The following is a 25,631-nucleotide window of genomic DNA, read 5'->3' on the forward strand; positions in this document are numbered from 1 at the left end:
CGTCGGGTGGAATTTTTTACGCGGAAAATACAGCAGTTCGCGCGTCAGTACTTCACGCCGAAGTCGAGCAGTTCCTCGGGGTAGTCGTCGAACACCTCGTCCGTCTCCGCTCGGACGCGCGCTTTGGCCTCGCGGGCCTCTTCGAGCAGTTCCCGGAGGTCCGAGACAGGAGTCTCCGAGAGATCGATCCGGAGGTTGTGATAGAACTCCGGTTCGGGCGCGTGAACGAGAACCGCCGCGCTCAGTTCTCCGCGGTCGTCTCCGCCGGCCCGCTCGCCCGCCTCGAGCGCGGAGACGAGTCGATCCGCCATATCGCCGTCAGTTTCCTCGTAGGCCGCCGCCGCCGCGTCGACGACGCCCGGACCGGCGAGGAGATTCCCCGCGACGGTGTAGTGATCGCCCGCGCGGTGGCCGGCCCAGTCGCTGCACTCCTCGCCCGTGAAGGCGAACTCCGTCTCGCTATCGACGCCGTGGACCTGTCGGTAGGACGCGTGCTCGTCGGCGGCGAGCAGCGCCTCGAAGGCCTCGTCGATCCTATCGCCCGAATCGACGCGGTCGACCGCATCGCGGCCGTGCTCGGTCTTCGTGAACGCCTGTGTGAGCGCCGCCGCGTTCGCGCTCACGTACGGGCAGGTCGCTCCGACGGCGACGGTGCCGGTCGTCACCGCGGCGCCGAACGTGTCCGTCGCGGGGTCGTGGGCGGCTATCGAGAACGTGCCAGGGGTGTATCGCATATCTCTCGAACGGACACTCGTTCGGAGGCGGTAAATAGGTGCCCGTCCGGCGCTGTGCCGCGCCGTGAGCCCGATGTCAGTGTGGATCGCAACCCGCCACCGAGCGAGTACCTATGCCCGTAGCGCCAGCACCCGAATCAGACCATATACTCAATTGTCGTATTATAACAGATTTCGTGTACTTCTGTGGAAGTTCGCGTTTTTCAGCCCGTCGAGAAAGAGATAGAAGATAGTTAGGAATAGTCGTGGTACAGTATAACAACCAAAAGGCGCAAAAATTCGATACGATGTGATCTCGGTACCAATAACATAAGTACGTCTGTTAGTACAGTCGCCGAGAGTGGTATAAAAAAGAGTCGTACATTCGAACGGGGTCAACGGCTCACCGAATCGAGCAGCAAAATGTTCTGATTATTGAAGTTCTCTGGGTTGATATCACTGTAGTAAATATGGAGCGGGATTTGAAGTTTGTATTCAAGTGAGTAGAAGTGATTATTGTTGAAATACCAAATTTTATTCTCTCTGAAAGAGCCGAGGGGGACAGTTGTGCCGTTCACTGGTCTCGTTGGTCGATATCGCAGTTTCGAGGTCTCGAAACCCGCTGTCTCACAGTCTTGCGCGGGATCTCTCACCTAACGCTCAGGATCCCAGCACAACCTAATTCGAATATAAGAAACTATTATATAACCACCTCGTGTACCCACGTGGTACGATGACGACCGACGAATCAACGGTGAAAACCACCCAGACGTCTCTGGATATCATTTCCACCATACGGGAGCGAGGCGGGGTGCGGATGAACGACATCGTCGACGAGCATGGCGTCGCAAAGAGCACGGCCCACAAGCACCTGCGCACGCTCGAACGCGCCGGATACCTGCGGAAGGTCGGCGAGCGGTACTACATCGGCTACAAGTTCCTGAACCTCGGCGAGTACGCCCGCGAACAGTGGCCGTGGTTCGCGACTGTCAAAGCCGGCGTCGAGAAATTGGCCGAGCGGACCGAGGAGGAGTGTGACTTCGTCGTCGAGGATCACGGACGCATCATCACCATCGTCGAGTCGTACCACAAGTGGGCGAAGTTCGGGAGCGACGACGGCACGAAGCGGTACCGGGCGAACATCGGCACCTACTACCCGATGCACGCCACCGGTTCGGGCCTCGCGATTCTGTCGTCGTATCCGCGGGCCCGCGTCGAGGAGATCATCGACGAACACGGCCTTCCCGCGCTCACCGATCACACCATCACGTCCCGATCCGACCTGTTCGCGGAACTCGATCGCATCGACGAGCGAGGGTACTCGATCGGCGATCAGTACTACGCCGAGGGGCTCCGAAGCGTCGGGACCGTCGTCACGGGAGCGGACGGGTGGCCGCTCGGTGCGCTCAGCGTCTCCGGGCCCACCTACCGGCTCGACGGATCAGTTCTGGACCGGGAGATTCCGCGCGCACTCGCGGACGTTACGGACTCGATCGAGGCCGACCTGGACTCGCTGGACTACCACGTTTGAGACTCGAACAGGCAGATATCGACCGGTATCGGGGCTCAAGCGTGCTCATAGATCCCCAGTAGCCGTTTTCGATCCGGGGCCACCGTTGGCTGACCGATTCAAACTGGGGTGGGAGAAGATTTTTGGTATGTGGTCTCACACTTCAATCCGTATGCGAGCAGCAGTACTCGAAGCGTACGAGGAGCCGTTAGCAATCAGAGACGTCGACCGTCCGAGCCCCGATCCGGACGGCGTGATCGCGGAGGTCGACGCCTGCGGCGTCTGTCGCAGCGACTGGCACGGGTGGGTCGGCAACTGGGAGTGGTTCGACTACAAGCCGCCCCTGGGACACATCCTCGGGCACGAGCCCTCCGGAACCGTCGTCGAAGTCGGTGAGGACGTCGAAACCGTCAGCGAGGGAGACGAGGTCGCGATCCCCTTCAACTTCGCCTGCGGGCACTGCCACGAGTGCCGCGTCGGCTACGAGAACCTCTGTGAGAACCACCTCGGGTTGGGGTTCCAAGAGGGTGCCCCCGGCGCGTTCGCCGAGGAGGTCCCGATTCCGCACGCCGACATCAACGCCGTCCCGCTGCCCGACGGCGTCGATCAGGTGGAAGTCGCCGGGATGGGCTGTCGGTACATGACCGCCTATCGCGGGATGGCCCATCAGGCCGACGTCAGCCGCGGCGAGTACGTCGTCGTCTACGGGCTGGGGGGCATCGGCCTCTCGGCCGTCCAGATCGCCAACGCCCTCGGCGGCAACGTCATCGGCGTCGACCTGATGGACGAGAAACTCGAGATGGCCGAGGAACTGGGCGCGGTCGCGACGATCGACGGCTCGGAAGTCGACGACCCGGTCAAGGAGGTCAAAGACATCACCGACGGCGGCGCACACGTTTCGCTGGACGCGCTCGGTATCGAAGAGACCTGCCGGAACGCGATCAACTCGTTGCGGACCCGCGGACGACACGTCCAGATCGGCCTCACGACGAAAGAGCAGCACGGGTACAACCCGTTGCCGACGGACACCATCGTGATGAACGAGATCGAGATCAACGGCTCCAGCGGACTCCCGCCGTCGAAGTACGGAGAGATGTTCCGGATGGTCGAACACGGGAAGTTGGATCCCGGCGCGATCATCACCGACGAGATCGGCCTCGAAGACGTCACCGACGAACTGGAGGCGATGACGGACTACCAGACGGTCGGGATCCCAGTCGTCACCGACTTCGCCTGACCGATGGCCCGAGACGAAACGCGAGACGCGATCCGACAGCGACACCGTGAGGCACACACCGAGGCGCTCCTGACCGTCGAGGTCGGCCCGTGGATCGACGGAGAGACGGCGGTCGAGGCAGGTACCCAAACGGTCGCGACGAACGACCCGGTGATCGACGAGCCGATCGCCGACGTTCCCGCCTGTGACGAGGCCGCCGTCGACCGCGCCGTCGACGCCGCGTGGGACGCCTACGATCGAACGTGGGGCGAGACGTCACCGAGAGAGCGCGCCGAACGGCTCACCGAGTGGATCGACGCGATCGAGGACCGCGTCGAGGAGCTGACCAGACTGGAATCGCTCGACACGGGCAAGACGCTCGCAGAGGCCCGCGGCGAGGTCGAGGGCGCGATCGACACCCTCCGGTACTACGCCGCGATCGTCCGCGGGGGAACGGGCGAACAGATCCCCGCCGGCGGGGAGTTGCACCTCTACACCCGTTCGGAGCCGTACGGCGTCGTCGGACAGGTGACGCCGTGGAACTTCCCCGCGTGGGCGACCGCGTGGAAACTGGGGCCGGCGCTCGCCGCCGGGAACTGCGCCGTGCTCAAGCCCTCGGCCCACGCGCCCCTGAGCACCCTGCGAATGGCGCAACTCTCGAAGGACGTCCTACCGGACGGCGTCGTGAACGTGCTCACGGGCCGCGGTTCCACCGTCGGCGCGGCCCTCACGGGACACGGGGACGTCCGGAAGGTATCGTTCACCGGCAGCGAAGGCGTCGGCGCGGAGGTGATGCGGGCGGCCGCCGGCAACATCTCCCCGGTGACCCTCGAACTCGGCGGGAAGTCACCGCTCGTGGTCTTTCCCGACGCCGACCTGGAGCACGCCGTCGACGCCGCCGCAGACGGCGTCTACTACAGCACCGGCGAGATCTGCGACGCGCTCTCGCGCGTCCTCGTCCACGAGGACGTCCACGACGAGTTCGTCGGCCGCTTCCGCGACCGCGCGGAGTCGTACGTCCTCGGCGACCCGCTCGACGAGTCGACGACGATGGGACCGCTCACGAACCGCGAGCAGTACGACACCGTCCGAGACTACATCGACGCGGGCGTCGACGAGGGGGCGACCCTCGAAGTCGGCGGCGACGTGCCCGACGATCCCGCGCTGGCAGACGGCCACTACGTCGAACCCACCGCCTTCACGGACGTCGACAACGGGATGCGGATCGCCCGCGAGGAGATCTTCGGTCCGGTCCAGACGATCCAGTCGTTCGAGACCTACGACGAGGCGATCGAGTTGGCGAACGACACGAAGTACGGCCTCGCCGCCGGGATCGCGACCGAGTCGACGGACCTCGCGCACGGCGCGGCGGCCGACCTGGAGGCCGGGATCGTCTACGTCAACGCCTACGGCCCGATCCTGCCCGAAGGGCCCTACGGCGGGTTCAAGCGCTCCGGAATCGGCAGAGACCTCGGCGAGGAGGCGCTCGAACACTACCGACAGACGAAGACGGTGTACGTCAACCTCGACGACCCCTCCGAGGCGGGTGGCCTGTAAGGCCGTTCGATGATAGCAAACCGGCAGGGACCAAACGTTTTTTTCAGAGAAGCCAGATACTCCGGCAGAGGGAACTATGGGACTAGTAGACACGCTCAAGCGGAAACTCAACCAGGAGAACGCGTCGCGGGAGACCGCCGGAATGGACAAGGATCCGGGGGTGACGCGGCTATTCTTCGCGACCGACATCCACGGCTCGACGGCCTGTTGGCGGAAGTTCGTCAACAGCAAGGAGTTCTACGACGCCGACGTGTTGGTACTCGGCGGCGACACCACCGGCAAGGCGATCTTCCCGATCGTCGACGAGGGCGATCGCTACACGTACACCCGACAGGGCGACGAGCACACGATCACCGAAGAGAGCGAGCTCGACGACCTGTTGGAGTCGCTGGAGAACACGGGCTATTACCCGTACGTGATGAACGAGTCGGAGTACGACGAGCTCCAGAACGCCGACGACGCCGACGAGCGGCAGAACGAGATATTCCTCTCGGAGATGAAGTCCCGGATCGAGGAGTGGATCGAGTTCGGCGAGGAGCGCCTCGACGACACGCCGGTGTACGCCAGTCCGGGGAACGACGATCCCTTCGAGATCGACGAGGTCTGGGAGTCGTCCGATCTCGTCCGGCTGGTCGAAGGCGAGGTCGTCGAACTCGAACAGGGCTATCAGATGGCCAGTTCGGGCTGGACGCATCCGACGCCGTGGGACACCGACCGCGAGGAGTCCGAGGCGGAACTCCGCGAACGGCTCGAACGCGTCGTCGGGCAGGTCGACGACTACGACCGCGCGATCTTCAACTTCCACGAGCCGCCGTACGACTCGGGGCTCGACGAGGCCCCCGAACTGGACGAAGATCTCAGGCCGAAGTTCGGCGCGCAGTCGACCGAACCCGTCGGGAGCGAGGCCGTCAGAGACATTATCGAGGAGTATCAGCCGCCGCTGTCGCTGCACGGGCACATCCACGAGTCCCGCGGCCAGACGGAAATCGGCGAGACGACCGCGATCAACCCCGGGAGCGTCTACTCGGAGGGGTCCTTACAGGGGGCCGTGATCGACCTCACGCCCGAAGTCGACGTCGTCGGGCTGGTCAGGGGGTAAGTTTAACTGTCGGGGTCAGATGCTACACGGTAGCAAGGTGATGCCGCCGTGAGTCAAACAGAACCGCTGTCCGACCCCATCGAAGAGGCCGAGCGAGTCATCGAGCACGCCGATCGACGCGATCTGACGGTGCGGTTGATCGGGGGAACTGCGATCAATCGTCACGCCGAGACGGCTCGCGAGGAGCCGTTCAAACGAGGGTATCGCGACGTCGATTTCGTCGGACGGCGCGAGGAGGAACAGGAGATGACCGACCTGATGCTCGATCTCGGCTACGAGGCCAACGAGCGGTTCAACACGATGCGTCGGTTCCGACTGGAGTTCTTCGATCCGGTCAACGAGCGGAAGGCCGACTACGTCATCGATCGCTTCGACTTCTGTCACTCTTGGGGGCTCCGCGATCGGATCGATCTCGACCATCCGACCGTCCCGATCGAGGATCTGCTCCTCTCGAAGTTACAGATCGTCGAGGTCTCAGACCGCGACGTCCGCGACATCGTCGCGATGCTCGTCGACCACCCGGTCGAAGCCGGGAGCGACGACACGGAAGTGATCGATCCGACGTACATCGCCGAACTCTGCAGCAGCGACTGGGGACTGTGGCGGACGGTCACCTACAGCCTCGATCGGGTCCGCGAGTACGTCGAATCGAACGAGCTCCCGATCGACGAGGAGTCCGTTGTCGACCGCCTCGACGGGATCCGAAGCGAGATCGACGACGCCCCCAAGAGCCTCCGGTGGAAGCTCCGATCGATCGTGGGCGAGCACAAGCAGTGGTACAAACGCCCCGAACTCGGCTGACCGGTCGCAGACTGCCGCTCTCTATCTGATTTCGACTACCTCGGCGCGGGAAGTCACAGATACCGTTTCTTCGGGCTACTGTATCCGACACGACCGTACCGCAAAAAACGAGCGAGGTTCGCGGACGTCGACACGGCGTCGTCGACGCGTCGATCAGTCCTTCGGGATCTCCGAGTGGAGGTTGCCGAGGTCGACGCCCTCCTGCGCTCGGTAGTACCTCATCCCGAGGTAGATGATCGCCGAGAGCAGATACAGCACGCCGAGGAAGCCCATCGAGCGCACGTTGTTCAGCCCGTAGACGCTCTCTGTCGCCCACAGGTAGAACACCGAGAGCAGGATGAGCACGTAGACGCCGGCGACGATCGAGACGACCGGAACGCCCGCGATCTCGTACTTCGAGACCGGGTTCTTCGAGAACAGCTCCGGGCGTCGCCACGGGAACAGCATACACGCGATCGTCGATCCGAGGAACGTCACGGCGATCGCGAAGGTCGCAGCGAGCGTCAGCGTCTGGAAGCCCGGTGCGAAGAAGTAAATCACGGTGAGGATCGCGGCCGGGATCGCCATCAGCAGGATGGCGTAGATCGGCGTGTTGTACCGGCCCTTGACCTCGGAGAACACTTCGGGGATCGTCCGGTCGAACGCGGTCGCGAAGATGACGCGTGTCGAGGAGAGGAACACCGTCCCCGACCACGCGAAGAACCACCCGGCCATCAGGATCGCCATCAGCTTCGCCAGCACGCCGTTGCCCATCGCGATCGCGGCCAGCGTCGTCGGCGAGGAGAGCCACTGCTGGGCACCCGCACCGACGAAGTAGTTGTAGTTCAGCGCCTGATAGAACGTGTACCCGACCGCCGAGTCGAAGAGCGGCCACAGGACGATCGCCAGCGCCGCCGCGGCGAGCAGCGCGCCCTCGAAGACGCCGAACATCTTCTTGAACTCGCCGGCCTCGCGGACCTCACCGAACAGCGTCGAGCCCCACACGGTCCACATTATCCAGAACAACAGCATCGGGAACAGCTTGTAGGAGGCGCCCCAGTTGAGGTTCCACACCGGTGCGAAGCTCACTGCGGTCCCCTCGACGATGCCGTTGTACGTCTGATCCATCCCCCACGTCGCCATCTGGGCGTCGAAGGCCGACTGGAACTGCGAGGGGTTCGTCGTTAGCAGGCCGCCGACGAAGAGCGCCAGCCCGACGACGCCGAGATAGAACAGCGCCTGTTGGATCCGCGCGTACCACTTCATTCCGAGGCTGACGTAGATGAACACGAACGCGACGACGATCATCGAGGAGGCGAAAAGCCCCATACTGGAGTTCCAGAAGTTCGCCAGTTCGACGAACCCGAACAGCGCCGATACCGGCCCGAGGACGAGCCACGACAGGATCGACCCGTAGATCGGGACCCACAGCCACAGGATGAACACCCACCCGGGCCACGAGAGGAAGAATCCCCAGAACCCGCTCAGTAACCGACTCTGCCACACGTAGTCGCCACCGACGCGCGGCATCGACGCCACGAGCGTCGCGTAGACGACGTTCTGCAAGGTGATCGCGACCACCGCGATCAGCGTCGCCAGTATCGGGCTCCCCTGCGGGATGAACGCGTTGAACGTCCAGATGTAGAAGCCCAACGTGACGATGTTCACGGACAGGAACGCGTATATTCCTGCGTCGTACGATGACCAATCACGGACTAAGCCCGTGGCTTCTCGGACGAAGAGGGTGTCATCGGATGACATGATGAACCTCCGTGCCAACGCTGAACACGACTACACTTAACATTGGTGGTTGGATTCAGAATACCCCAGATGAGATAGCGAAGCAGTCCCGGGAAGGAATTGTTTACTGTAGAACTATTTCCGATTTTAGTTGGAATAGATATGGTTCTGTGACTCAGATACGACTCGTTCATAGATTTAAGCCGAGAAATAAAGACTGTAAACATCTATATCTCTAGAATTGGTAAATTTACTGGTATGTGTTTTTATTATATATTTCGCCGATCAGTCATCGAGGTCAGAGCCGAGTACCGGTGCGTCGGCGTCGTCACTGAGCGCGATAGAGCAGATCGTACTGGTGCGCGACGTACAACAGTGTCCCGGCGTCGAGTTGCGCCCACCGCGTCGAGAGCCACGAGTCGAACCCCTCGGGGGCGTCGGCCGCCTCGGAAAGCGCGCCCGCTACGAATCCGAGAATCTGTGCGAGGAAGTACCGCTCGTCCGCTCGATAGCGCCCGTCTTGGGGTCGAACCACCCAGTCGGAACTCGCCATCGCGAGGAGGTCACCGTCGCGCTTCCTCAACTTGTCAGCGAGGTGCCGTCCCGCTCGAACGTCTCGCCCCGGCGCGTCGTCTATCGCCGCGTGGTAGGCGCGTTCGACGGCCGCGTCGTCCGGGTGGTCCGGTTGGAAGATCGTCCCGCCGTCGAACGTGAGCGGGAGATAGGCGAGTCCGCCAGGGCGAAGTGCGGACTCGATCGCGGAGACGAAGCGGTCGAGCGGGACCAGATCCGCGAACGATTGCGCGACGACGAGGTCGACGCTGCCGGCTGATTCGAGGGCGTCGAGCGCGTCGCCCGTCTCGAAGGAAATCGAGAGGTCCTCGACGGCGAAATCGGGGGGAGAGGCTGTCGCACGTGACACCGGGCGGTCGGTCCCGGCCACCGTCACGGTGTGGCCGGCCCGACGGAGCGCCGGCGGGCGGACCTCGCGGGCGAACGAGACGATCCGCTCGTCGGTGTCGATTCCGCGGTATCGACCCGCGTCGACGCCCCACGACAGCAGTTGCGGGACCGTCGCGCCCGTCCCACAGCCCGCCTCGAGGATCGTCGGCTCGTCGGGGAGTTCCGCGAGCAATCGGTCGCGGACGCGGGGACTGCGAGCGCGGGCGTCCACCGTTCGCTTCGATTCGAGATACCGCGGCCGTGCGTGCTTCATCCGTCGAGCCGACGACTGTGGCTGGCCCAGGAGACGTCGTCCTCCCAGATACGCACGGTCAGTCCCGTCGGCGTCGGGTCCGAGAGCCGATCCTCGACGCGGTCGCCGAACAGGCGGGCGAAGTGCTCGATGCTCGGGTTCAGGTCCTCGAACTCCGGCAGGTCGTTCAAGAGCGCGTCGCGATACCGCGCCTCGAGGGCGTCGAGCACCGCCTCGACGGCGTCGATGTCGACGAGGTAGCCGTAGTCGCCGAGTTCGTCCCCCGTGAATCGGACCTCCGTCGTGAAGTGGTGGCTGTGGACGTCGCCCTCGGGACCCGGGTCGGGGACGGTGAGAAAGTGCTGTGCGATGAAGTCTCTCGTGACGGTGAGTTCGTACGCGTCGGTGTTCTCAGAGTGGGACATGGTACTTTCGAGCGTGTCAGTCGTACGTGAGGAGTACCTGCAGGACGCCGTCGGCGCGGTCGTCGAGGAGGCGGTAGGCCTCGGCCGCGTCGGCGAACGGGATCCGGTGGGTGACGAGCGAGGCGGCGTCGACCTCGGCGAGTCGGTCGAGCGCCACCGACGCGCGGCGGGATTTCGTCCACCGGCCCCGCGTCTCGGGTGCGAGCGTGCTCACCTGGCTCGACTCGACGGAGATCCGGTCGCGGTGGAACGACGTTCCGAGGTCGAGCGTCGCCGGTTTGTCGCCGTACCACGAGCCGACGACGACGCGGCTGTCGTACCCCGCGGCGTCGACGGCGGCGTCGAGGGTCTCCGGCCGCCCGGACAGTTCGTACACCAGGTCGGCACCACTCGGCTTCGACCCGCCGGAGTCGGAGCCGCGACGCGTTTCGAGGTCGAGCGCCGTGTCGAGTTCCGCGGGTGCGACGGCGACGTCAGCACCCATCGCTTCCGCGCGGTCGCGTCGTTCGGGGATCGGTTCGACCGCGACGAGTCGGCCGAGCGGGAACGACGCGAGGACGCCGATCGTGCAGAGCCCGACCACGCCAGCGCCGAACACGACGACGTCCTCGCCGACCCGGGGGCTGCCGTCGAGGACGAGAGAGGTCGCCGTCTCGACCGACGGGAACATCGCCATCGTCTCCGGTGAAACGCCCTCCGGAACGGGGATCACGTTTTCCGGGGGAACCGAGAACCGCGTCTCGTGCGGGTCGAAGGCGAACACCGACCGGCCGAGCCACTCGTCGTCCACCGCCTCGCCGACGTCGACGACGTCTCCGACCGCGGCGTACCCGTACCGCAGCGGGAAGGAGAGGTCGCCGTCGAGGGCGTCGAGCGTCTCGTCGGCGGGGAGTTCCCTCGGTGCCTCGCCGCGGTAGATGAGCAGTTCGGTCCCCGCGCTGACGCCCGAGATCCGCGTCTCGACGAGTAACTCGTCGTCGTCGACATCGACGACGGTGTCCCTGATCGACGTCTCGTACGGGGCGGTGAAGTACAGCGATTTTCGGTTCATCGATGCGAGTGTGGGTGCCACTGGAGAGCGAGGAGACGAGACGTGATCCGGGGTCTGACACGTCGAAACGGCGGACCCGCTGGATCGGAGTGATACGACGACACAATCAGTAGACAGGTGCGTTCTACGCGGTATTCATACTGTCGGCCAAATCGGTCGGACAGCGGCGGGAACCGACTCCGCACCACGTAGTGCGATATAAGTCCGTCCGGCGGCGACACCGACTATGCCAGCGATCCGGGAACCGAACGCACGCGAGGGAGTGAGCTGAATGGAGCGGCGACCGATCGGCGTCGACGTCGGCGGGACGTTCACCGACGTCGCCCTGCTGTGCGACGGCGAACTCGTCACCGCGAAAGTCCCGAGCACACCAGACCAGAGCGAGGGCGTGATGAACGGGATCGAGAGGGCCTGCGAGGAGGCGGAAATCAACCCCGAGGCGCTGACGACGTTCTCCCACGCGATGACCGTCTCGGTCAACGCGCTCCTGGAGGACGACGGCGCGAGGACCGCGCTCGTCACCACCGAGGGATTCCGCGACGTCCTCGAAATCGGTCGACAGGACCGACCGTCGCTGTACGATCTCGACGCCGAGAAGCGCGCGCCGATCGTGCCGCGTCGCCGGCGCTTCGAGGTGTCCGAACGCGCCTCCGCCGAGGGAATCGAATGCCGAGTCGACGAGGCGGAGGTTCGAGAAGTGGCCGCGGAGATCCGCGACGCCGAGGCGGAGGCCGTCGCCGTGTCGCTGCTGCACGCGTACGCCCATCCCGAGAACGAACGGCGCGTCGCGAGCGTGCTCAGAGACGAACTCGACGTGCCCGTGTCCGCCTCTCACGAGGTCCTCGCGGAGTTCCGCGAGTACGAGCGGATTTCGACGACCGCCGTCGACGCGTACGTCCGGCCGGCGATCGACCGCTACGTCAGTACCCTCACGGAGCGCGCCCGCGACGACGGGATCCCCCAGCCCCGAATTATGCAGGCGAACGGCGGCATCACCGACGCCGACGCCGTCAGGAGAAACGCCGTCACCACCGTGCTCTCCGGGCCCGCCGCGGGCGTCGTCGGCGCGAGCGAAATGGCGAGCGACGAAGAGGGACTCGTCACCTTCGATATGGGCGGCACTTCGAGCGACGTGAGCCTCGTTCGCGACGGCGAGGCCGAGCGGACGACAGAGGGCGTCATCAACGGTCGGCCGATCAGGACGCCGATGGTCGACGTCGAAACCGTCGGTTCGGGCGGCGGATCGATCGCCTGGGTCGACGCCGGCGGGGCGCTCCGAGTCGGGCCGCGGTCCGCCGGAGCCGACCCCGGCCCCGCCTGCTACGGTAACGGCGGCACCGACCCCACCGTCACGGACGCCAACCTAGTGCTGGGTTACATCGGCGCGAGCACCACCCTCGGTGGCGAACTCTCACTCGACGCCGAACCCGCCTACGACGCCCTCTCGGACCTCGCCGACGAGGCGGGGATGGCCGGGGCGCGCGAGGCCGCCCGCGGCGTCCACCGGGTCGCGAACGCGAATATGACGCGGGCGATCCGCGCGGTGACCGTCGAGCGCGGCATCGACCCGCGGACCTTCGGACTCGTCGCGTTCGGCGGGGCGGGGCCGATGCACGCGGTCTCGATCGCGGACGACCTCGAGATGGACCGGGTGATCGTCCCCCGCGCCTCGGGCGTGTTGTCCGCGTACGGCCTCCTCGCGGCCGACGAGAAGCGCGACGCGGTCCGAACGCACCAGCGCGCCCTCGACGGGATCGACCCCGACGAGGTCGACGCGGTGTACGAGGAACTGACCGAGGGGGTACTCTCGGAGGTCAGCGAGCGCGACGAGGCGACCGTGACCCGCTCGGCCGACCTCAGGTACGCCGGCCAGAGCTTCGAGCTGACGGTGGACATCGAGGTGCCGTTCGAGCCTGACGAGGCACGAGAGCGCTTCGACGAGGCACACGAGGAGGCGTACGGCTACCGGACCGACGAACCGGTCCACCTCGTCAACTGTCGCGTGACGACGACTGTTCCGCGAGACACGCCGGCAGTCGAGTACAGGGGCGGCGGCGACGCGCGGAAGGCCACCCGCGAGGCGACGTTCGCGGACGGGAGCCACGAGACGCCCGTCTACGAGCGAGGGCGGTTGTCGGCCGGACGGACACTCTCCGGGCCGGCGATCGTCGAAGGGGACGAGAGCACGATCGTCGTCCCGCCCTCGTGGGGTGGGCGGGTGCGCGAAGACGGCGCGTTGATCGCGGAGGTGAGCGCGGAATGAGCGGCGAGGCCCGGTCGTCGGCGGACGCCGACCAGATCGATCCGGTGACACTCGAGATCCTGCGGAACCAACTGGAGAGCGTCGCCACCGAGATGGGCCACGTGCTCATTCGAGGCGCCTACTCGCCGAACATCAAGGAGCGACAGGACTGCTCGACGGCGCTCTTCGACGCGTCGGGGCGGATGATCGCGCAGGCGGAGCACATCCCGGTCCACCTCGGCGCGATGCCCGACGCCGTCGAGGTCGTCCTGGAGAAAGAGCCGAAGCCCGGGGACGTCTTCGTCGTCAACGACCCCTTCGCCGGCGGGACGCACCTGCCAGACGTCACGCTCGTCTCGACGATCGCCCCGGAGGGGGAAATCGTCGGCTTCGCGGTGTCGCGGGCACACCACGCGGACGTCGGCGGCAGTACCCCGGGGAGTATGCCGCCCGGGGCCCGAGAGATCTACGAGGAGGGCCTCAGACTGCCGGCCGTCCGCCTCGTCGACGGCGGCGAGCCGAACGATGCGGTAGCGGAACTGATCCGGGCGAACGTCCGCACGCCGGACGAGCGCGAGGCCGACCTCCGCGCCCAGCGCGCCGCCAACGTCCGGGCCGAGGAGCGAATCGGTGAGTTACTGGAGGAACACGGCGAGCGACTGCTCGACGCGTTCGACGCCGTCGTCGAGTACTCCCGCGAGCGCGTCGAGGCCGAACTCGCAGACCTCCCGGACGGCACCTACCGCGCCAGCGACGTGCTCGAAGGCGACGGAGTGACCGACGCCGACGTGCCGATCGAAGTCGCCGTCACGATCGACGGCGCGGCTATGGACGTCGACTTCGCCGGGACCGCAGCGCAGGTCGCGGGGAACCTGAACGCCCCGCTCTCGGTGGCCAAGAGCGCGGTGTACTTCGTCGTCCGCGCCGTCACGGACCCGGAGATCCCGCCGAACCACGGCTGCTACGAGCCTGTGACGGTGTCTGCGCCCGCGGGGTCGGTGCTCGATCCCACGCCACCGGCGGCGGTCGTCGGCGGCAACGTCGAGACGAGCCAACGCGTGATGGACGTCACGCTCGCGGCGCTCGCTGAAGCCGTGCCCGACGAGATCCCCGCCGGCGGGCAGGGCACGATGAACAACCTCATCATCGGAGACAGGGGCGGGGAGTTCACCTACTACGAGACGATCGGCGGCGGATTCGGTGCCCGCTCCGAGAAGGACGGGATGGACGGCGTCCAAGTCGGGATGACGAACACCCTCAACACCCCCGTCGAGGCGCTGGAGACCGAGTACCCCCTCCGCGTCGAGCGGTACGCGCTCCGGCCCGACAGCGGCGGCGACGGTCGCCACCGCGGGGGACTCGGCCTCGAACGGACAGTCACCGTCGAGACCGACGCGACAGTCTCCCTGATCACCGAGCGTCGCCGGACCGCCCCCGCGGGCGTGGCGGGCGGCGAGGACGGAGCGACCGGCGAGAACCTCGTCGACGGCGAGTCCGTACCCTCGAAGGCGTCCGTCGACGTCGAGGCGGGGACTACCGTGTCGATTCGGACGCCCGGCGGCGGCGGACACGGCGACCCCGACGAGCGCGACCCCGACGCACGGGAACGCGACCGCCACGACGAAAAAGTGGACGGGGAGTAGCCGGTCCAGTGGAACGAGAGTAACCGATTCAGTAGAGCGATCGTACCCGGCGCGATCGACGTCGTCCGCTCACGCCGACCGCAGGCGAATTCCGATTCCGTTGGGATCGACGATGTCGGCTCCGGCGTCGCGCTCGGTGACGTCGCCCCCGACGTCCGCGATCCGCTCCGCGACCGCCGCTACCGCGTCCGCGTCCGGAAGGAGGATCTCGAACCAGTCGAGACCGCGGCCGCCCGCGGGGGCCGAGCGGCGGTTCCACGCGTTGAGACCGATGTGGTGGTGGTAGCCGCCGGCGGAGACGAACAGCGCGGAGTCGACGTCCATCTGCACGTCGAATCCCAGCGTCTCGACGTAGAACTCGCGGGCGGCCGGGACCGACGTCACCTCTAGGTGGACGTGCCCGAGCGTCGTCCCCGCTGGGGCCAGCGACGCGCCGTCGGAGTCGGCGGCGACGTCGTCGAGGTCCAACGAGAGCGTCGGCATCTCGACGCCGCCGTCGGCCGTGGTCGGCCACGCCTCTCGTGGCCTGTCGCGGTAGAGTTCGACGCCGTTCCCCTCCGGGTCCGAGAGGTACAGCGCCTCGCTGACCCGGTGGTCGGACGCGCCGTCGAGCGTCCAGTGCTCGCGGATCCGGTCGAGCGCGGCACCGAGCGCCGTCCGAGACGGAAAGCGGAACGCGTTGTGGAACAGCCCCGCCTGCTCGCGGTCCCGCGTCGGCGCGTCGGGGTCTTCGCGAAGTTCGAGCAGCGGCGTGTCGTCGACCCCGAGCGTCGCGCTGTCGTTCCCGCGGTCGAGAACCGCGAGGCCGACGACAGCGTGATAGAAGTCGACCATCTCACCGAGGTCGTGCACGCGGAGTGCGGTCCGCCCGAGTCGCGTCGACGCCGGAAGCGACGCCGACGCGCCTGTGTCAGTCATTGGTGGTCGGATATTCGACGCGTCTTCCGGTAGCGGTTTCGGTCCCGGCAGCACGCGAGATTCCATAGGGCTGTGGAGCGGAGAGAACCGAGGAATCAGAGCACGTCGAGTACGACGATCGAGAGGTAGAGCTGTCCGAGCCCCGCGAGGATCAGGAGACCCCCCGCGGCCCGCTCGAGCCGCCCCGAGTACCGGCCGAGCGAGCGCCACGCGTCCACGCCCGCGTCCGAGAGCAGCGTGACGCCGACGAGCGGGATCGCGACCGCACCGGCGTACGCACCGAGCACGACGAGCCCCTGCCCCGATGGGAACGACGACGCCTGCGCGACGACGCCGAGGAACAGCGGCACGACACAGCCCGCGGCGGCGAGCGCGTAGACGGCTCCGAAGAGGCCGAACCCGAACAGCGACTCCGGCCGCTTCGGCAGCCGGATGGTCGGCGACGCGCGCCCCGAGAGGACGAGCAGGCCGAAGACGACGAGCGCGCCGCCGACGAGCGGCTCGAAGAGGGGAAGCACGGTAGTGAGTTGCCGTCCCAACGCGAACACCAGCGCGGCGATGCCGCCGAGCGCGAGCGTCGCTCCGGCGGCCGCGACCAGTCCGGACACGAGCGCCGGCGAGCGGTTCTCCTGCCCGAGGTAGAAGCCGACGTACCCCGGGAGCAGCGGGAACGCACAGGGCGCGAAGAACGTGGTGAGCCCCGCGCTCGCGGCGAACGCGACGGCACCCAGAAACCCCGGCGCGCCGAGGCCGTCGAGAGCGGCGACGGCGGAGAGCAGACCGCCGAGAGCGAGTTCTGGAATCACGACTCGTCGAGTACCCGATCCAGTTCGGGCCGGAGCGTGTCGGCCGTCGACAGCCCCGCTTTCTGCCAGCGGATCGTCCCGGTCTCGTCGGCGATGGCGTGATACGGGATCCCGCCCGCCCCGAGCGCCGACATCAGGTCGCTGTCGGGGTCGACGCCGACGGTCCACGCGCCGTGATGTCGACGCCACCACGCGCGGACGTCCCGCTCGGTCAGCGTCTCGCCCAAGCGCTCGTTCGTCACCGAGACGAACCGCACGCGGTCGCCGTACTCCTCGTGGATCGTCGAGAGGACGTTCATCTGCTCTTTGCAGGGCGCACACCACGTCGCGAAGAGATCGATGAGCGTGGGTCGGCCGGGAGCGGGGACCGTGACTTCACCCGCCGTCGAGCCCGGAGCGTCGATCGTCTCGACCCGCAGCGGCAATCCGGACCCGTCGTTCAGTGGGTTCGGGAGGTCCCCGCGGACGGCCAAGACACTCCCGCCGGTGAGCCCGAGTCCGCCGAGCGCCGTCAGGAGTTGTCGTCGATTCATCGGTGTGAAATCAGTTGCGTCGGTCGGTCGCGCTCACGCGTTCCGCACGGTTTCGAGGTCGTCGATCAACCGTTCGGGGTCCGGCGAGTCGGTCCGGTACGCGCGCTCGACGAACCCATCCGGATTGACGAGATACGTCATCGCCGAGTGCGCGAACATATACATGTCCATATCGTCAGGGTGGGTCCGCTCGAAGGTGACGGCGAATTTCTCGGAGACGGTCTCCTTCGCCCGCGCTTTCGATTCGGGCCGGAGGAACTGCCAGTTGCCCTGATCGAGCGCGACGTTCATCTCCTCGGCGTACGTCTCGAGGCGCTCGGCGTCGTCGCGCTCGGGGTCGAACGTGACCGGGAAAAACGCCACCTCGCCGGCGTAGTCCTCGTTGATCGAGTGGGCCTGAACGTTGCGCATCGACTGGATCAGGACGGGACAGACCGTGTTGCAGTGGCTGTAGAAGAACGTGTAGAGCGCCGGCGTATCGACCGCCCGCGTCGAGATGTCCGCGCCGTTTATCGGGTCCGGGAGCGTCACGTCGGGAACGCGCTGACCCCACGCGGGGTACGGGAGCTCCTCGCTCGTGTACTCGCGGTCGGGTTCCGAGAGCGCGACGTCCGGGTTCGAGTCGCCGAGACCGAGACAGCCGGCCGTGCCGACGACGCCCGCGGCCGCCGAACCCCGGAGAAAGGTCCGTCGTTGCATACTGAGTGGTAGCGGGTCAGGACCACACAGCTATAAGAGACGTGGTCGGTTCCCACGCGCTGAGAAGCGCGGCGTGGCGGTGATGAGTCGGGCCCGGGATCGAAGCGAAAACGTGCTTACCGGACCGAAAGCGACGCCACGTCGGCCTCGACGACGCCGACGCCGAACGCCGGGAGCGACTCGCTGCCGACGCGCCACTCGGCGTCGTCGGGCGCGTCGACCGTCACGGGCTCTCCGCCGAAGTTGAGGAGCCAGACGTACCCGTCGCGTTCGGCGACTCGGACCGTCTCGGGGAAGCGCTCGCCGTGGGAGACCCCGCCTCGGTCGAGGAGATCGACGACGAGCGCGTCCGCGAGGTCGGCCTCCGGCCAGACGCCGCAGTAGGTCACGGAGCCCGCACCGACCTCGTTTTCGAGGACGGCGGAGCGACCACTCGCGACGCCCGACGCGTACTCGCCGACCGCCGTTCCGTCCTCCGGAGTGAGCCACTCGGCCCACGTCCAGAAGTCGTACCCCTCCCCGCGGTAGGTGAGCCGCGTCTCGATCGATCCGGGGAGGCTCTCGTGTTGGTCGACGCGGCCGCCGACGAGGTCGGCGAACGGCCCGGGCGCCAGCGTCGATTGGAGCTTGTTTCCGGGCAGTTTGTAGCCGGTTCGCGGGCCGAGGAGCAGGTGGCCGCCGTCGTCGACGTACCCCTCGAAGGCGTCCGCGAGCGACTCGTCGGCGAGGTGGACCGTCGGCGCGACGACGGCCGCGTAGCCGTCGAACGAGGGCTCGGTGCCCGGCGAGACGTCGACGACGTCGACCTGGATCCCCCGGGCGCGGAGCGCGCGGTAGAACGCGCCGACGAGTCCCCAGTAGTCGAACTCCGGGGCGTGCGGTTGCTCGTCGAGCGCCCACAGGTCGTCGTAGGAGAAACACAGCGCGACCGGGGCGTCGACGGCGTCGAGGTCGCCCAGCGCCCCGAACTCCGCGGCGGCGCGGGTCGCGTCCTCGTAGCCGCGGTCCGGCGATCCGTCGTGCTTCCGTAGCCCCGCGTGGTACTGCTCTTGGCCCTCTCGGCAGCGACGCCAGCGGAAGTAGGAGACGACGTTCGCGCCGTGGGCGACGGCCTGGTGCGCCCAGAGACGCATCGCGCCCTCGCCGGGCTGGGGGCAGCGCGGAGGCCAGTTGACGTCGCCGGGCTGTTGCTCCATCACCCAGAAGCCGTTCGGGCCGCGGTAGAGGTCGTGGTTCAGGCTCACCTGATCCGGGTCGCCCGCGCGGAGGCGATCGGCGGTCGCGTCCTCGGTGTTCCGGTCCTGCGCGAACCCCGTCGGGTAGGAGTCCCACGTCGCGAAGTCCAGCGAGTCGCCGACGCTGAAGGAGTCGAGGGTGTCGAAGTGACCCATGAAGTTGTGCGTCACGAACCACTCGTCGTTGGCCTCGCGGATTATCTCGGCTTGGAGTTCGTTGTAGTCGACGACGCTCGCGTTGGCGAACCGGGCGTAATCGAGGAGTCGTGAGGGGTGGTGTTCGGCGGCGGTGTGCCGCGGCGGGTCGAGTTCCTCGAAGGAGCCGACCTGTTGGCTCCAGAAGGCCGTCCCCCACGTCTCGTTGAGCGTCTCGACGTCGCCGTAGCGGTCGCGGCACCACTCGCGGAACCCGCTCGCGCAGTCCTCGCAGTAGCAGCGGACCGTCTCGTGACAGCCGTACTCGTTGTCGGTCTGCCAGCCGACGACGGCGTCGACGTCGGCGTAGCGCTCGGCCATCGTCCGGGCGATCCGCTCGGTTTCCTCCCGGTACACCTCGGAGTTGAAGCAGTAGTGACGACGGCTGCCGAACTCGCGGGTCGTCCCGTCGGGTTCGACCTGGAGGATCTCGGGGTGCTCGTCGATCAGCCACTTCGGCGGCGTCGCCGTCGGCGTACAGAGCACCACGTCGATGCCCGCATCGGAGAGCAGGGAGACGGCCGTATCGAGCCACTCGAAGTCGAACTCGCCGCGCTCGGGTTCGAGTCGACCCCACGAGAACTCGCCCATCCGGACGACGTCGATCCCGGCCTCGACCATCTGCTCGACGTCGGTCTCCCAGCGTTCCCGCGGCCAGTGCTCGGGGAAGTAACAGACCCCGATTCGGGGGGTCGCTTCGGCTGTGGCGGGCGCGCGATTCGTTCCGTCGTCGGTTTCGGTGTCCTCAGTCATAACTCAGCGTCGAATTTCGAACTCGTTGGGCCCCGGCGTGGCGGTCAGTTCGGCGAGGGCGACATCGCCGCTCGTCTCGTCGGTCCGCCACGCGCCGGGGGTCGAGGCGAACAGCGTCGTCGGTTCGTCGGCGTCCAGCGTCACGGACAGCGTTCCCTCGTTCCAGTCGACCGCGGTCACCTGCGCGGCCGCGTTGGCCAGGTGGTCGGCACCGACGAGCCTCGGACGCGAATCCGGGGTCGACGGTGCGCAGTGGACGAGCAGGCAGCCGTGGGAGTCGATCTCTCGTTCGACCGGTCCGACGTGGAGCCGTCGACCACCCTCATCGGGCGCGAACGCCTCCCACGCGACCGCTGGCTGCCCGTCGCCGTCCTCGTCACCGGCGGGATCGACGTACTCGGCGGGGTCGACGCGCACCTGACGCGGTTCGTCTCCCCAGTTGAACGCGGCGACCGCGACGGCCCCGTCGGCGTCGCGCTCGCAGACGACGCGCTCGGGGAATTCCCGCTTCCCGAAGTCGTCGACGCGGCCGTTCGCGACCGGCGGGAGCGTCCGCTCGAACAGTCTGCGGTCCGCCTCGTCGATCTCGCTGACGGCGTCGCTCAGGAAGTTCGAGCCGCCGGTGAGCGCGACGAGGACCGCGAACGACCGCCGTTCGGCGGCCGTGAGTTCGGTCGTCTCGCGGACGAGTTGGCAGTCGGGGTCGTTAGCCCACAACCGTCGGTGACAGAACTGGCGGTTGAGGACGTTCCTGACGGCGTTCTCGTGGGCGGGCTGGCTGCCGCTCTCGCCCTCGCGCCGCCAGTACGGCGCGGTGTCCGGGCCGATCCGCATCGCATCGACGAGACCGACGCTCGGGAAGGCCGGCGCGCCGCAGCCGAGGACGAACGCGTCGCCGACGGCCTCGCGGATCGTTTCGAGCCCGTTGCGGTAGGCCTCCGCGCGCGTCACGTCGGCGTGGCGGTCGCCGGGGAGCGCCGCGGCGTAGAGGAAGTCGAGCTTGAGGTACTCGAATCCCCACTCGTCGACGATGGTCTCGAACGTCTCGGTGAGCCACTCGGTGACTTCCGGGTGCGTCGCGTCCAAGGCGTACATCGGACCGTGGCGCGCGCCGGCGTCGACCGGCTCGCCGTCGTCGGTGACGAGCCACTCGGGGTGGGCGGCGGCCAGTTCGGAGTCGGCCTGCACGTAGAACGGCGCGAGCCAGAGGCCGGGCTCGTAGCTCGCCGATTCAATGTCGGCGCGCAGTTCAGACATCGACTCGAAGCCGTCGGCGAGCGTGCGCCAGTCGCCGAAAGCCGTCTCGTACCCGTCGTCGATCTGCACGAGGTCGACGTCGACACCCCAGTCGTCGAGGGCGGCCGCGTTCTCTCGGACGTCGGCGGCGGTCACGTCGGTGAAGTAGTGATACCACGAGCACCAGCCGGTCGGGACCGACTCGGGAACGCGGGCGTTCATTCGCTCGCCAACGGCGTCCGCGAGATCGGCCAGTCCGTCGGTGATCGGCCGTCCGACGTCGATTCTGAGCGTGGCGCTCTCGCGTCGGTCGCCCGGCGCGAGCGCGACACCGTCGAGCGGGCAGACCGCCGCGAGCGACGTGGATGCCGTTTCTCCGTCGGTATCGACGCGGAGATCGAACCGGCTCAGGTACGACTCGTGTTCGAGGAACCCGAGCGTCAGTTCGCCGGGATCGCCCCGCAGCGCCGTGACGGCGTGGCTCGTCGTCGCGTCCCGCGGCGCGGCGAGGTCGACCATCTGCGGTCGGTTCGCGGGCGTCTCCGTCGGGAACGACTCGTCGAGTCGCAGCGTCGCGGTCGGCGTCCACGACTGATAGCCGTGGAGGAACGCCCGGTCGCTCGGCCCGAACGGCGTCGACGCGTCCAGCACCTCGATCGCGTCGAGGCGGACGGGCTCCGTCGAGCGGTTCTCGACCGCGACGGTGACGTCGACCGCGCCGTGGTCTCCGTCGTCGGATCCGACGTCGACAGCCGAGAGCGACACGTCGACGGCGAGGGCGTCGCGCGCGCTCACCGCCTCCTCTCCGTCGGCGAGGCGGACGCCGACAGTTCCGGAGGCGAGAGGTTCGTCCGCGTCGTCCGGAGTGGCCGCTTCGACCGTGAGCCGCCCGGTTTCGTCGTCGTACGTGACGACTGTCGGGTCGGCGGCGACTCGTGTCACCTGCCGTCCCCCGAGTCGTCGCCCACGTCTGGTTCAGAATCGCCGCCAGCGTCCGGCCCCGACTCCCGACGGGCGCGGTAGTCCGGCAGCGTTCCGTCCTGCATCACGGCGGTCCGCCCGCCGTCGACGAGGAGGTTCGCGCCGGTCACGAACCCCGCCTCGTCGCTAGCGAGGAAAGCGACCGCGCTCGCGACGTCCTCTGGCGTCCCGAGGCGGCCGACCGGGTGGATCGACTCGATCTCGCGCCGCTCGGCGTCGCTCATCTCCGAGAGCGTCCGCTCGATGGCGACCCAGCCGGGGTTGACGGTGTTGACCCGAACGTGCGGCCCGAGATCGAGCGCCATCGCCCGGGTCATCCCGTTGATGCCCGACTTGACGGCGTTGTACGGAAACATCTCGGGCATCGTCAGGAACGCGTGGTTCGAGGAGGTGTTGACGATCGCCCCCTCGTCCATCCGCGCGGCGGCCTCCTTCGCGCAGAGCCAGAAGGACCGGAAGTCGGTCTCGACGACGAACTCCCAGTCCTCGATCGTGGCGTCGGCGACGCCGGTGTTCGTCTCGACGCCCGCGTTGTTCACGAGGACGTCGAGGCCGCCGTATTCGTCGACCGTCGCCTCGAAGAGCGACGCGATGTCGTCGGGGTCGCGCATGTCCGCGCGGACGAAGACGGCTTCGCCGCCCGCGTCCTCGATGTCGGCGACCGTCTGTTCGCCCGCCTCGCGGGTGCGTCCGGTAACGACGACGCTCGCGCCCTCGCGAGCGAGTCGCTTCGCGACGCCCGCACCGATTCCACGGGTCGAGCCGGTGACGACGGCGACGTCGTCGGTGAATCGCTCCGGGGCCACGCTCACCACTCCGCGACGCTGCCGTCCTCGTGCCGCCAGACGGGGTTGTGCCAGTCGATCTCGTCGGTGACCTCTCGGACGCGGCGCTCGTCGATGTCGATCCCCAGTCCGGGGTCGGTCGGCAGTTCGACGTAGCCGTCGCGGTACTCGAACACCGAGGGGTCCGCGAGGTAATCGAGCACGTCGCTGTGCTCGTTGTAGTGGATGTCGAGGCTCTGCTCCTGGATGAGCACGTTCGGCGAGCAGGCGTCGACCTGCACGCAGGCCGCGAGCGCGATCGGTCCCAGCGGGCAGTGCGGGGCCATCGCGACGTCGTAGGCCTCGGCCATCCCGACGATCTTCTTCACCTCGGTGATGCCGCCGGCGTGCGAGAGGTCGGGTTGGATGACGTCGACCGCGCCGTCCTCGAAGACCTCCTTGAAGTCCCAGCGGGAGTACATCCGCTCGCCCGTCGCGATCGGGATCGTGGTGTGCTCTGCGAGGTCGGGCAGGCACTCGTTGTGCTCGGGCAGCACCGGTTCCTCGATGAACATCGGATCGTACGGTTCGAGCGCCTTCGCGAGGCGCTTGGCCATCGACTTCGAGACGCGGCCGTGGAAGTCGACGCCGATGTCGACCTCCGGGCCGACGGTCTCGCGGACCGTCGCGATGCGCTCGCGGGCGGCGTCGATCGCGCCGGGGTTGTCGATCCGGCGCAGTTCCGCGGTCGCGTTCATCTTCAGGGCGCTGAAGCCCTCGTCGACCTTCTCCTGGGCGGCCTGTGCGACCCCCTCGGGGCGGTCGCCGCCGACCCACTGGTAGACGCGGACGCGGTTGCGCGCTCGACCGCCGAGTAAGTCGTAGATCGGCGCGCCGAACTCCTTGCCCTTGAGGTCCCACAGCGCCTGGTCGATGCCCGCGATGGCGGACATGAGCACCGGCCCGCCGCGGTAGAAGCCGCCGCGGTACATCGTCTGCCAGTGGTCCTCGATCGGGTTCGGGTCCTCGCCGAGCAGGTAGGTGTCGAGCAGTTCCTCGACGGCCGCTTCGACCGTTCGGGCGCGGCCCTCGACGACGGGTTCGCCCCAGCCGACGCGGCCGTCGCTGGTCTCGATCCGGAGGAAGAGCCACCGCGGCGGGACCTGATAGAGGTCGTAGTCGACGATGCGGGTCATTCGACCGCCTCCTCGATGGTTTCCCCGGAAGCGTCGTTCGTCCCGGTCGCTCCGGGAATCGAGCCCTCCAACTTCGTCTTCAGCGACTCGCCGGTCTCGGGGTCGAACAGGTACAGCGCCGACTCTTCGAAGGCGAACGCGACCGTCTCGTCGGTTCCGGGTCGCTTCGTGGCGTCGATACGAGCGGTGATGTCCTTCTCGCCGAGCGTGGCGTACAGGAAGTTCTCGTTGCCCATCGGTTCGAGGACGTTCGCGACCATCTCGATGCCCTCGTCGACGAGCGTGATGTCTTCGGGTCGGATGCCCACGCGGACGGTGTCGAGACCCTCGACCGGCGAGGGATCAGAGAGGTGGTAGGTGAACGCGCCCGGGCCGTCGAGCCGAGCGCCGTCGACGGTCGCGTCGAAGACGTTGATGCTCGGCGAGCCGATGAAGTCGGCGACGAACTCGTTGACCGGCGAGCGGTACACCTCTTCTGCGGTCCCGACCTGTTGGAGCGTTCCGCCGTCCATCACGGCGATCCGGTCGCCCATCGCCATCGCCTCGGTCTGGTCGTGCGTCACGTACACCGTCGTCACGCCGAGGTCGTGTTGCAGCGTCTGTAGCTCCGTCCGCATCTGCGAGCGGAGCTTCGCGTCCAGGTTCGAGAGCGGTTCGTCCATCAGGAAGACCTCCGGGTCGCGGACGATCGCGCGGCCGAGCGCGACGCGCTGCTGCTGCCCGCCGGAGAGCTCCTTCGGCTTCTGGCCGAGCAGGTCCTCGATCCCGAGCATCTCGGCGACGTCTTCGACCTGCTCGTCGATCTCGGCGGCCGTCTGCTGGGTCGAGAGCTTCAGCCCGAAGCCGATGTTCTGCGGACGTTCATATGCGGATACAGCGCGTAGTTCTGGAAGACCATCGCGACGTCGCGGTCGCGGGCGCGGAGGTCGGTCACGTCGCGGTCGCCGAACGTGATCGTCCCGCTCGTCACGTCTTCCAGTCCCGCGATACACCGCAGCGTGGTCGTCTTCCCGCAGCCCGAGGGGCCGACGAGAACGAGGAACTCGCCGTCTCGGATCTCCAGGTCGACGTCTTCGACGGCGACGATCTTCTCCGGACCGTCGCCGAACTCCTTTCGTACCGTATCGAGTGTTATTCCGGACAT

20 protein-coding genes and 1 pseudogene are annotated in these 25,631 nt (G+C 67.1%); 7 read left to right on the forward strand and 14 right to left on the reverse strand.

Features of this window, described 5'->3' with window-relative positions; translation table 11 throughout:
- Positions 1–44: 44 nt before the first annotated feature.
- Positions 45–734 (reverse strand): DUF1028 domain-containing protein, encoded by a 690-nt coding sequence (locus ACP99_RS07300; protein WP_049985964.1) that lies wholly within the window; start codon positions 732–734, stop codon positions 45–47.
- A 712-nt stretch (positions 735–1,446) separates the two neighbouring features.
- On the opposite strand from ACP99_RS07300, the gene ACP99_RS07305 reads away from it, so the two are divergent.
- The 5 genes from ACP99_RS07305 to ACP99_RS07325 all read left to right on the forward strand — a co-directional run bounded on the left by ACP99_RS07305 (position 1,447) and on the right by ACP99_RS07325 (position 6,896).
- Positions 1,447–2,244 carry an IclR family transcriptional regulator gene (locus ACP99_RS07305; protein ID WP_049985965.1) on the forward strand — a complete coding sequence of 266 codons (798 nt, stop codon included), beginning with the start codon at positions 1,447–1,449 and terminating at the stop codon, positions 2,242–2,244.
- Between the two features lie 151 nt (positions 2,245–2,395).
- Positions 2,396–3,460, forward strand: a complete 1,065-nt coding sequence (locus ACP99_RS07310; RefSeq protein WP_049985966.1) for a zinc-dependent alcohol dehydrogenase family protein — start codon at positions 2,396–2,398, stop codon at positions 3,458–3,460.
- Between the two features lie 3 nt (positions 3,461–3,463).
- Complete coding sequence (locus ACP99_RS07315) at positions 3,464–4,996, forward strand: aldehyde dehydrogenase family protein (RefSeq protein ID WP_049985967.1); 1,533 nt, start codon at positions 3,464–3,466, stop codon at positions 4,994–4,996.
- A gap of 76 nt (positions 4,997–5,072) precedes the next feature.
- Positions 5,073–6,095 carry a metallophosphoesterase family protein gene (locus ACP99_RS07320; protein WP_049985968.1) on the forward strand — a complete coding sequence of 341 codons (1,023 nt, stop codon included), beginning with the start codon at positions 5,073–5,075 and terminating at the stop codon, positions 6,093–6,095.
- A gap of 48 nt (positions 6,096–6,143) precedes the next feature.
- A complete protein-coding gene (locus ACP99_RS07325; RefSeq protein WP_049985969.1) occupies positions 6,144–6,896 on the forward strand; it encodes a hypothetical protein in 753 nt (250 codons plus the stop codon).
- Positions 6,897–7,049: 153 nt separating this feature from the next.
- Here the strand turns inward: ACP99_RS07325 and ACP99_RS07330 are convergent, their stop codons facing one another.
- From ACP99_RS07330 to ACP99_RS07345, 4 genes are all read right to left on the reverse strand, one after another.
- Positions 7,050–8,636, reverse strand: coding sequence for an APC family permease (locus ACP99_RS07330; protein ID WP_081927256.1), 1,587 nt, complete (start codon positions 8,634–8,636; stop codon positions 7,050–7,052).
- A 307-nt stretch (positions 8,637–8,943) separates the two neighbouring features.
- A complete protein-coding gene (locus ACP99_RS07335) occupies positions 8,944–9,831 on the reverse strand; it encodes a class I SAM-dependent methyltransferase (protein ID WP_049985971.1) in 888 nt (295 codons plus the stop codon).
- Positions 9,828–10,235, reverse strand: a complete 408-nt coding sequence (locus ACP99_RS07340) for a 6-pyruvoyl trahydropterin synthase family protein (protein WP_049985972.1) — start codon at positions 10,233–10,235, stop codon at positions 9,828–9,830. Before ACP99_RS07340 ends, ACP99_RS07335 begins: the two co-directional genes overlap by 4 nt.
- A gap of 16 nt (positions 10,236–10,251) precedes the next feature.
- A complete protein-coding gene (locus tag ACP99_RS07345; protein ID WP_049985973.1) occupies positions 10,252–11,286 on the reverse strand; it encodes a zinc-dependent alcohol dehydrogenase in 1,035 nt (344 codons plus the stop codon).
- Positions 11,287–11,557: 271 nt separating this feature from the next.
- Here ACP99_RS07345 and ACP99_RS07350 point away from each other — a divergent pair, with 271 nt between their 5' ends.
- Together ACP99_RS07350 and ACP99_RS07355 are read left to right on the forward strand one after the other, a co-directional pair.
- Positions 11,558–13,549, forward strand: a complete 1,992-nt coding sequence (locus tag ACP99_RS07350; protein ID WP_049985974.1) for a hydantoinase/oxoprolinase family protein — start codon at positions 11,558–11,560, stop codon at positions 13,547–13,549.
- On the forward strand, positions 13,546–15,171 hold the full coding sequence (locus ACP99_RS07355; protein WP_049985975.1) for a hydantoinase B/oxoprolinase family protein: 1,626 nt from the start codon (positions 13,546–13,548) through the stop codon (positions 15,169–15,171). Before ACP99_RS07350 ends, ACP99_RS07355 begins: the two co-directional genes overlap by 4 nt.
- Before the next feature lie 69 nt (positions 15,172–15,240).
- On the opposite strand, the gene ACP99_RS07360 is transcribed toward ACP99_RS07355, so the two are convergent.
- From ACP99_RS07360 to ACP99_RS07400, 9 genes and pseudogenes are all read right to left on the reverse strand, one after another.
- A complete protein-coding gene (locus ACP99_RS07360; protein ID WP_049985976.1) occupies positions 15,241–16,089 on the reverse strand; it encodes a VOC family protein in 849 nt (282 codons plus the stop codon).
- 95 nt (positions 16,090–16,184) lie between these two features.
- Complete coding sequence (locus ACP99_RS07365) at positions 16,185–16,868, reverse strand: cytochrome c biogenesis CcdA family protein (RefSeq protein ID WP_197052393.1); 684 nt, start codon at positions 16,866–16,868, stop codon at positions 16,185–16,187.
- A 23-nt stretch (positions 16,869–16,891) separates the two neighbouring features.
- Positions 16,892–17,428, reverse strand: a complete 537-nt coding sequence (locus ACP99_RS07370; RefSeq protein WP_049985977.1) for a TlpA family protein disulfide reductase — start codon at positions 17,426–17,428, stop codon at positions 16,892–16,894.
- A gap of 33 nt (positions 17,429–17,461) precedes the next feature.
- On the reverse strand, positions 17,462–18,127 hold the full coding sequence (locus ACP99_RS07375; protein ID WP_049985978.1) for an SCO family protein: 666 nt from the start codon (positions 18,125–18,127) through the stop codon (positions 17,462–17,464).
- A gap of 116 nt (positions 18,128–18,243) precedes the next feature.
- The gene (locus ACP99_RS07380; RefSeq protein ID WP_081927258.1) at positions 18,244–20,310 is read right to left on the reverse strand and encodes a beta-galactosidase; all 2,067 of its coding nucleotides are present in this window, start codon (positions 20,308–20,310) and stop codon (positions 18,244–18,246) included.
- Between the two features lie 3 nt (positions 20,311–20,313).
- Positions 20,314–22,488, reverse strand: coding sequence for a glycoside hydrolase family 36 protein (locus ACP99_RS07385; RefSeq protein ID WP_081927260.1), 2,175 nt, complete (start codon positions 22,486–22,488; stop codon positions 20,314–20,316).
- Complete coding sequence (locus ACP99_RS07390; RefSeq protein WP_231554238.1) at positions 22,485–23,339, reverse strand: SDR family NAD(P)-dependent oxidoreductase; 855 nt, start codon at positions 23,337–23,339, stop codon at positions 22,485–22,487. Before ACP99_RS07390 ends, ACP99_RS07385 begins: the two co-directional genes overlap by 4 nt.
- Positions 23,336–24,487 (reverse strand): galactonate dehydratase, encoded by a 1,152-nt coding sequence (dgoD, locus tag ACP99_RS07395; RefSeq protein ID WP_049985980.1) that lies wholly within the window; start codon positions 24,485–24,487, stop codon positions 23,336–23,338. The genes ACP99_RS07390 and dgoD overlap by 4 nt, the downstream gene beginning before the upstream one ends.
- Positions 24,484–25,631: pseudogene (locus ACP99_RS07400) on the reverse strand (ABC transporter ATP-binding protein). The gene dgoD and the pseudogene ACP99_RS07400 overlap by 4 nt, the downstream one beginning before the upstream one ends.

This window comes from Halobellus rufus, from assembly GCF_000739575.1.
Classification (GTDB): domain Archaea; phylum Halobacteriota; class Halobacteria; order Halobacteriales; family Haloferacaceae; genus Haloquadratum; species Haloquadratum rufum.

Coding starts and splice junctions, on each gene's coding strand:
- ACP99_RS07340 (WP_049985972.1), bottom strand. CDS start 10,235: ATGTCCCACTCTGAGAACACCGACGCGTACGAACTCACCGTCACGAGA.
- dgoD (WP_049985980.1), bottom strand. CDS start 24,487: ATGACCCGCATCGTCGACTACGACCTCTATCAGGTCCCGCCGCGGTGG.
- ACP99_RS07315 (WP_049985967.1), top strand. CDS start 3,464: ATGGCCCGAGACGAAACGCGAGACGCGATCCGACAGCGACACCGTGAG.
- ACP99_RS07360 (WP_049985976.1), bottom strand. CDS start 16,089: ATGACTGACACAGGCGCGTCGGCGTCGCTTCCGGCGTCGACGCGACTC.
- ACP99_RS07370 (WP_049985977.1), bottom strand. CDS start 17,428: ATGAATCGACGACAACTCCTGACGGCGCTCGGCGGACTCGGGCTCACC.
- ACP99_RS07305 (WP_049985965.1), top strand. CDS start 1,447: ATGACGACCGACGAATCAACGGTGAAAACCACCCAGACGTCTCTGGAT.
- ACP99_RS07380 (WP_081927258.1), bottom strand. CDS start 20,310: ATGACTGAGGACACCGAAACCGACGACGGAACGAATCGCGCGCCCGCC.
- ACP99_RS07375 (WP_049985978.1), bottom strand. CDS start 18,127: ATGCAACGACGGACCTTTCTCCGGGGTTCGGCGGCCGCGGGCGTCGTC.
- ACP99_RS07335 (WP_049985971.1), bottom strand. CDS start 9,831: ATGAAGCACGCACGGCCGCGGTATCTCGAATCGAAGCGAACGGTGGAC.
- ACP99_RS07320 (WP_049985968.1), top strand. CDS start 5,073: ATGGGACTAGTAGACACGCTCAAGCGGAAACTCAACCAGGAGAACGCG.
- ACP99_RS07330 (WP_081927256.1), bottom strand. CDS start 8,636: ATGTCATCCGATGACACCCTCTTCGTCCGAGAAGCCACGGGCTTAGTC.
- ACP99_RS07300 (WP_049985964.1), bottom strand. CDS start 734: ATGCGATACACCCCTGGCACGTTCTCGATAGCCGCCCACGACCCCGCG.
- ACP99_RS07345 (WP_049985973.1), bottom strand. CDS start 11,286: ATGAACCGAAAATCGCTGTACTTCACCGCCCCGTACGAGACGTCGATC.
- ACP99_RS07310 (WP_049985966.1), top strand. CDS start 2,396: ATGCGAGCAGCAGTACTCGAAGCGTACGAGGAGCCGTTAGCAATCAGA.
- ACP99_RS07355 (WP_049985975.1), top strand. CDS start 13,546: ATGAGCGGCGAGGCCCGGTCGTCGGCGGACGCCGACCAGATCGATCCG.
- ACP99_RS07350 (WP_049985974.1), top strand. CDS start 11,558: ATGGAGCGGCGACCGATCGGCGTCGACGTCGGCGGGACGTTCACCGAC.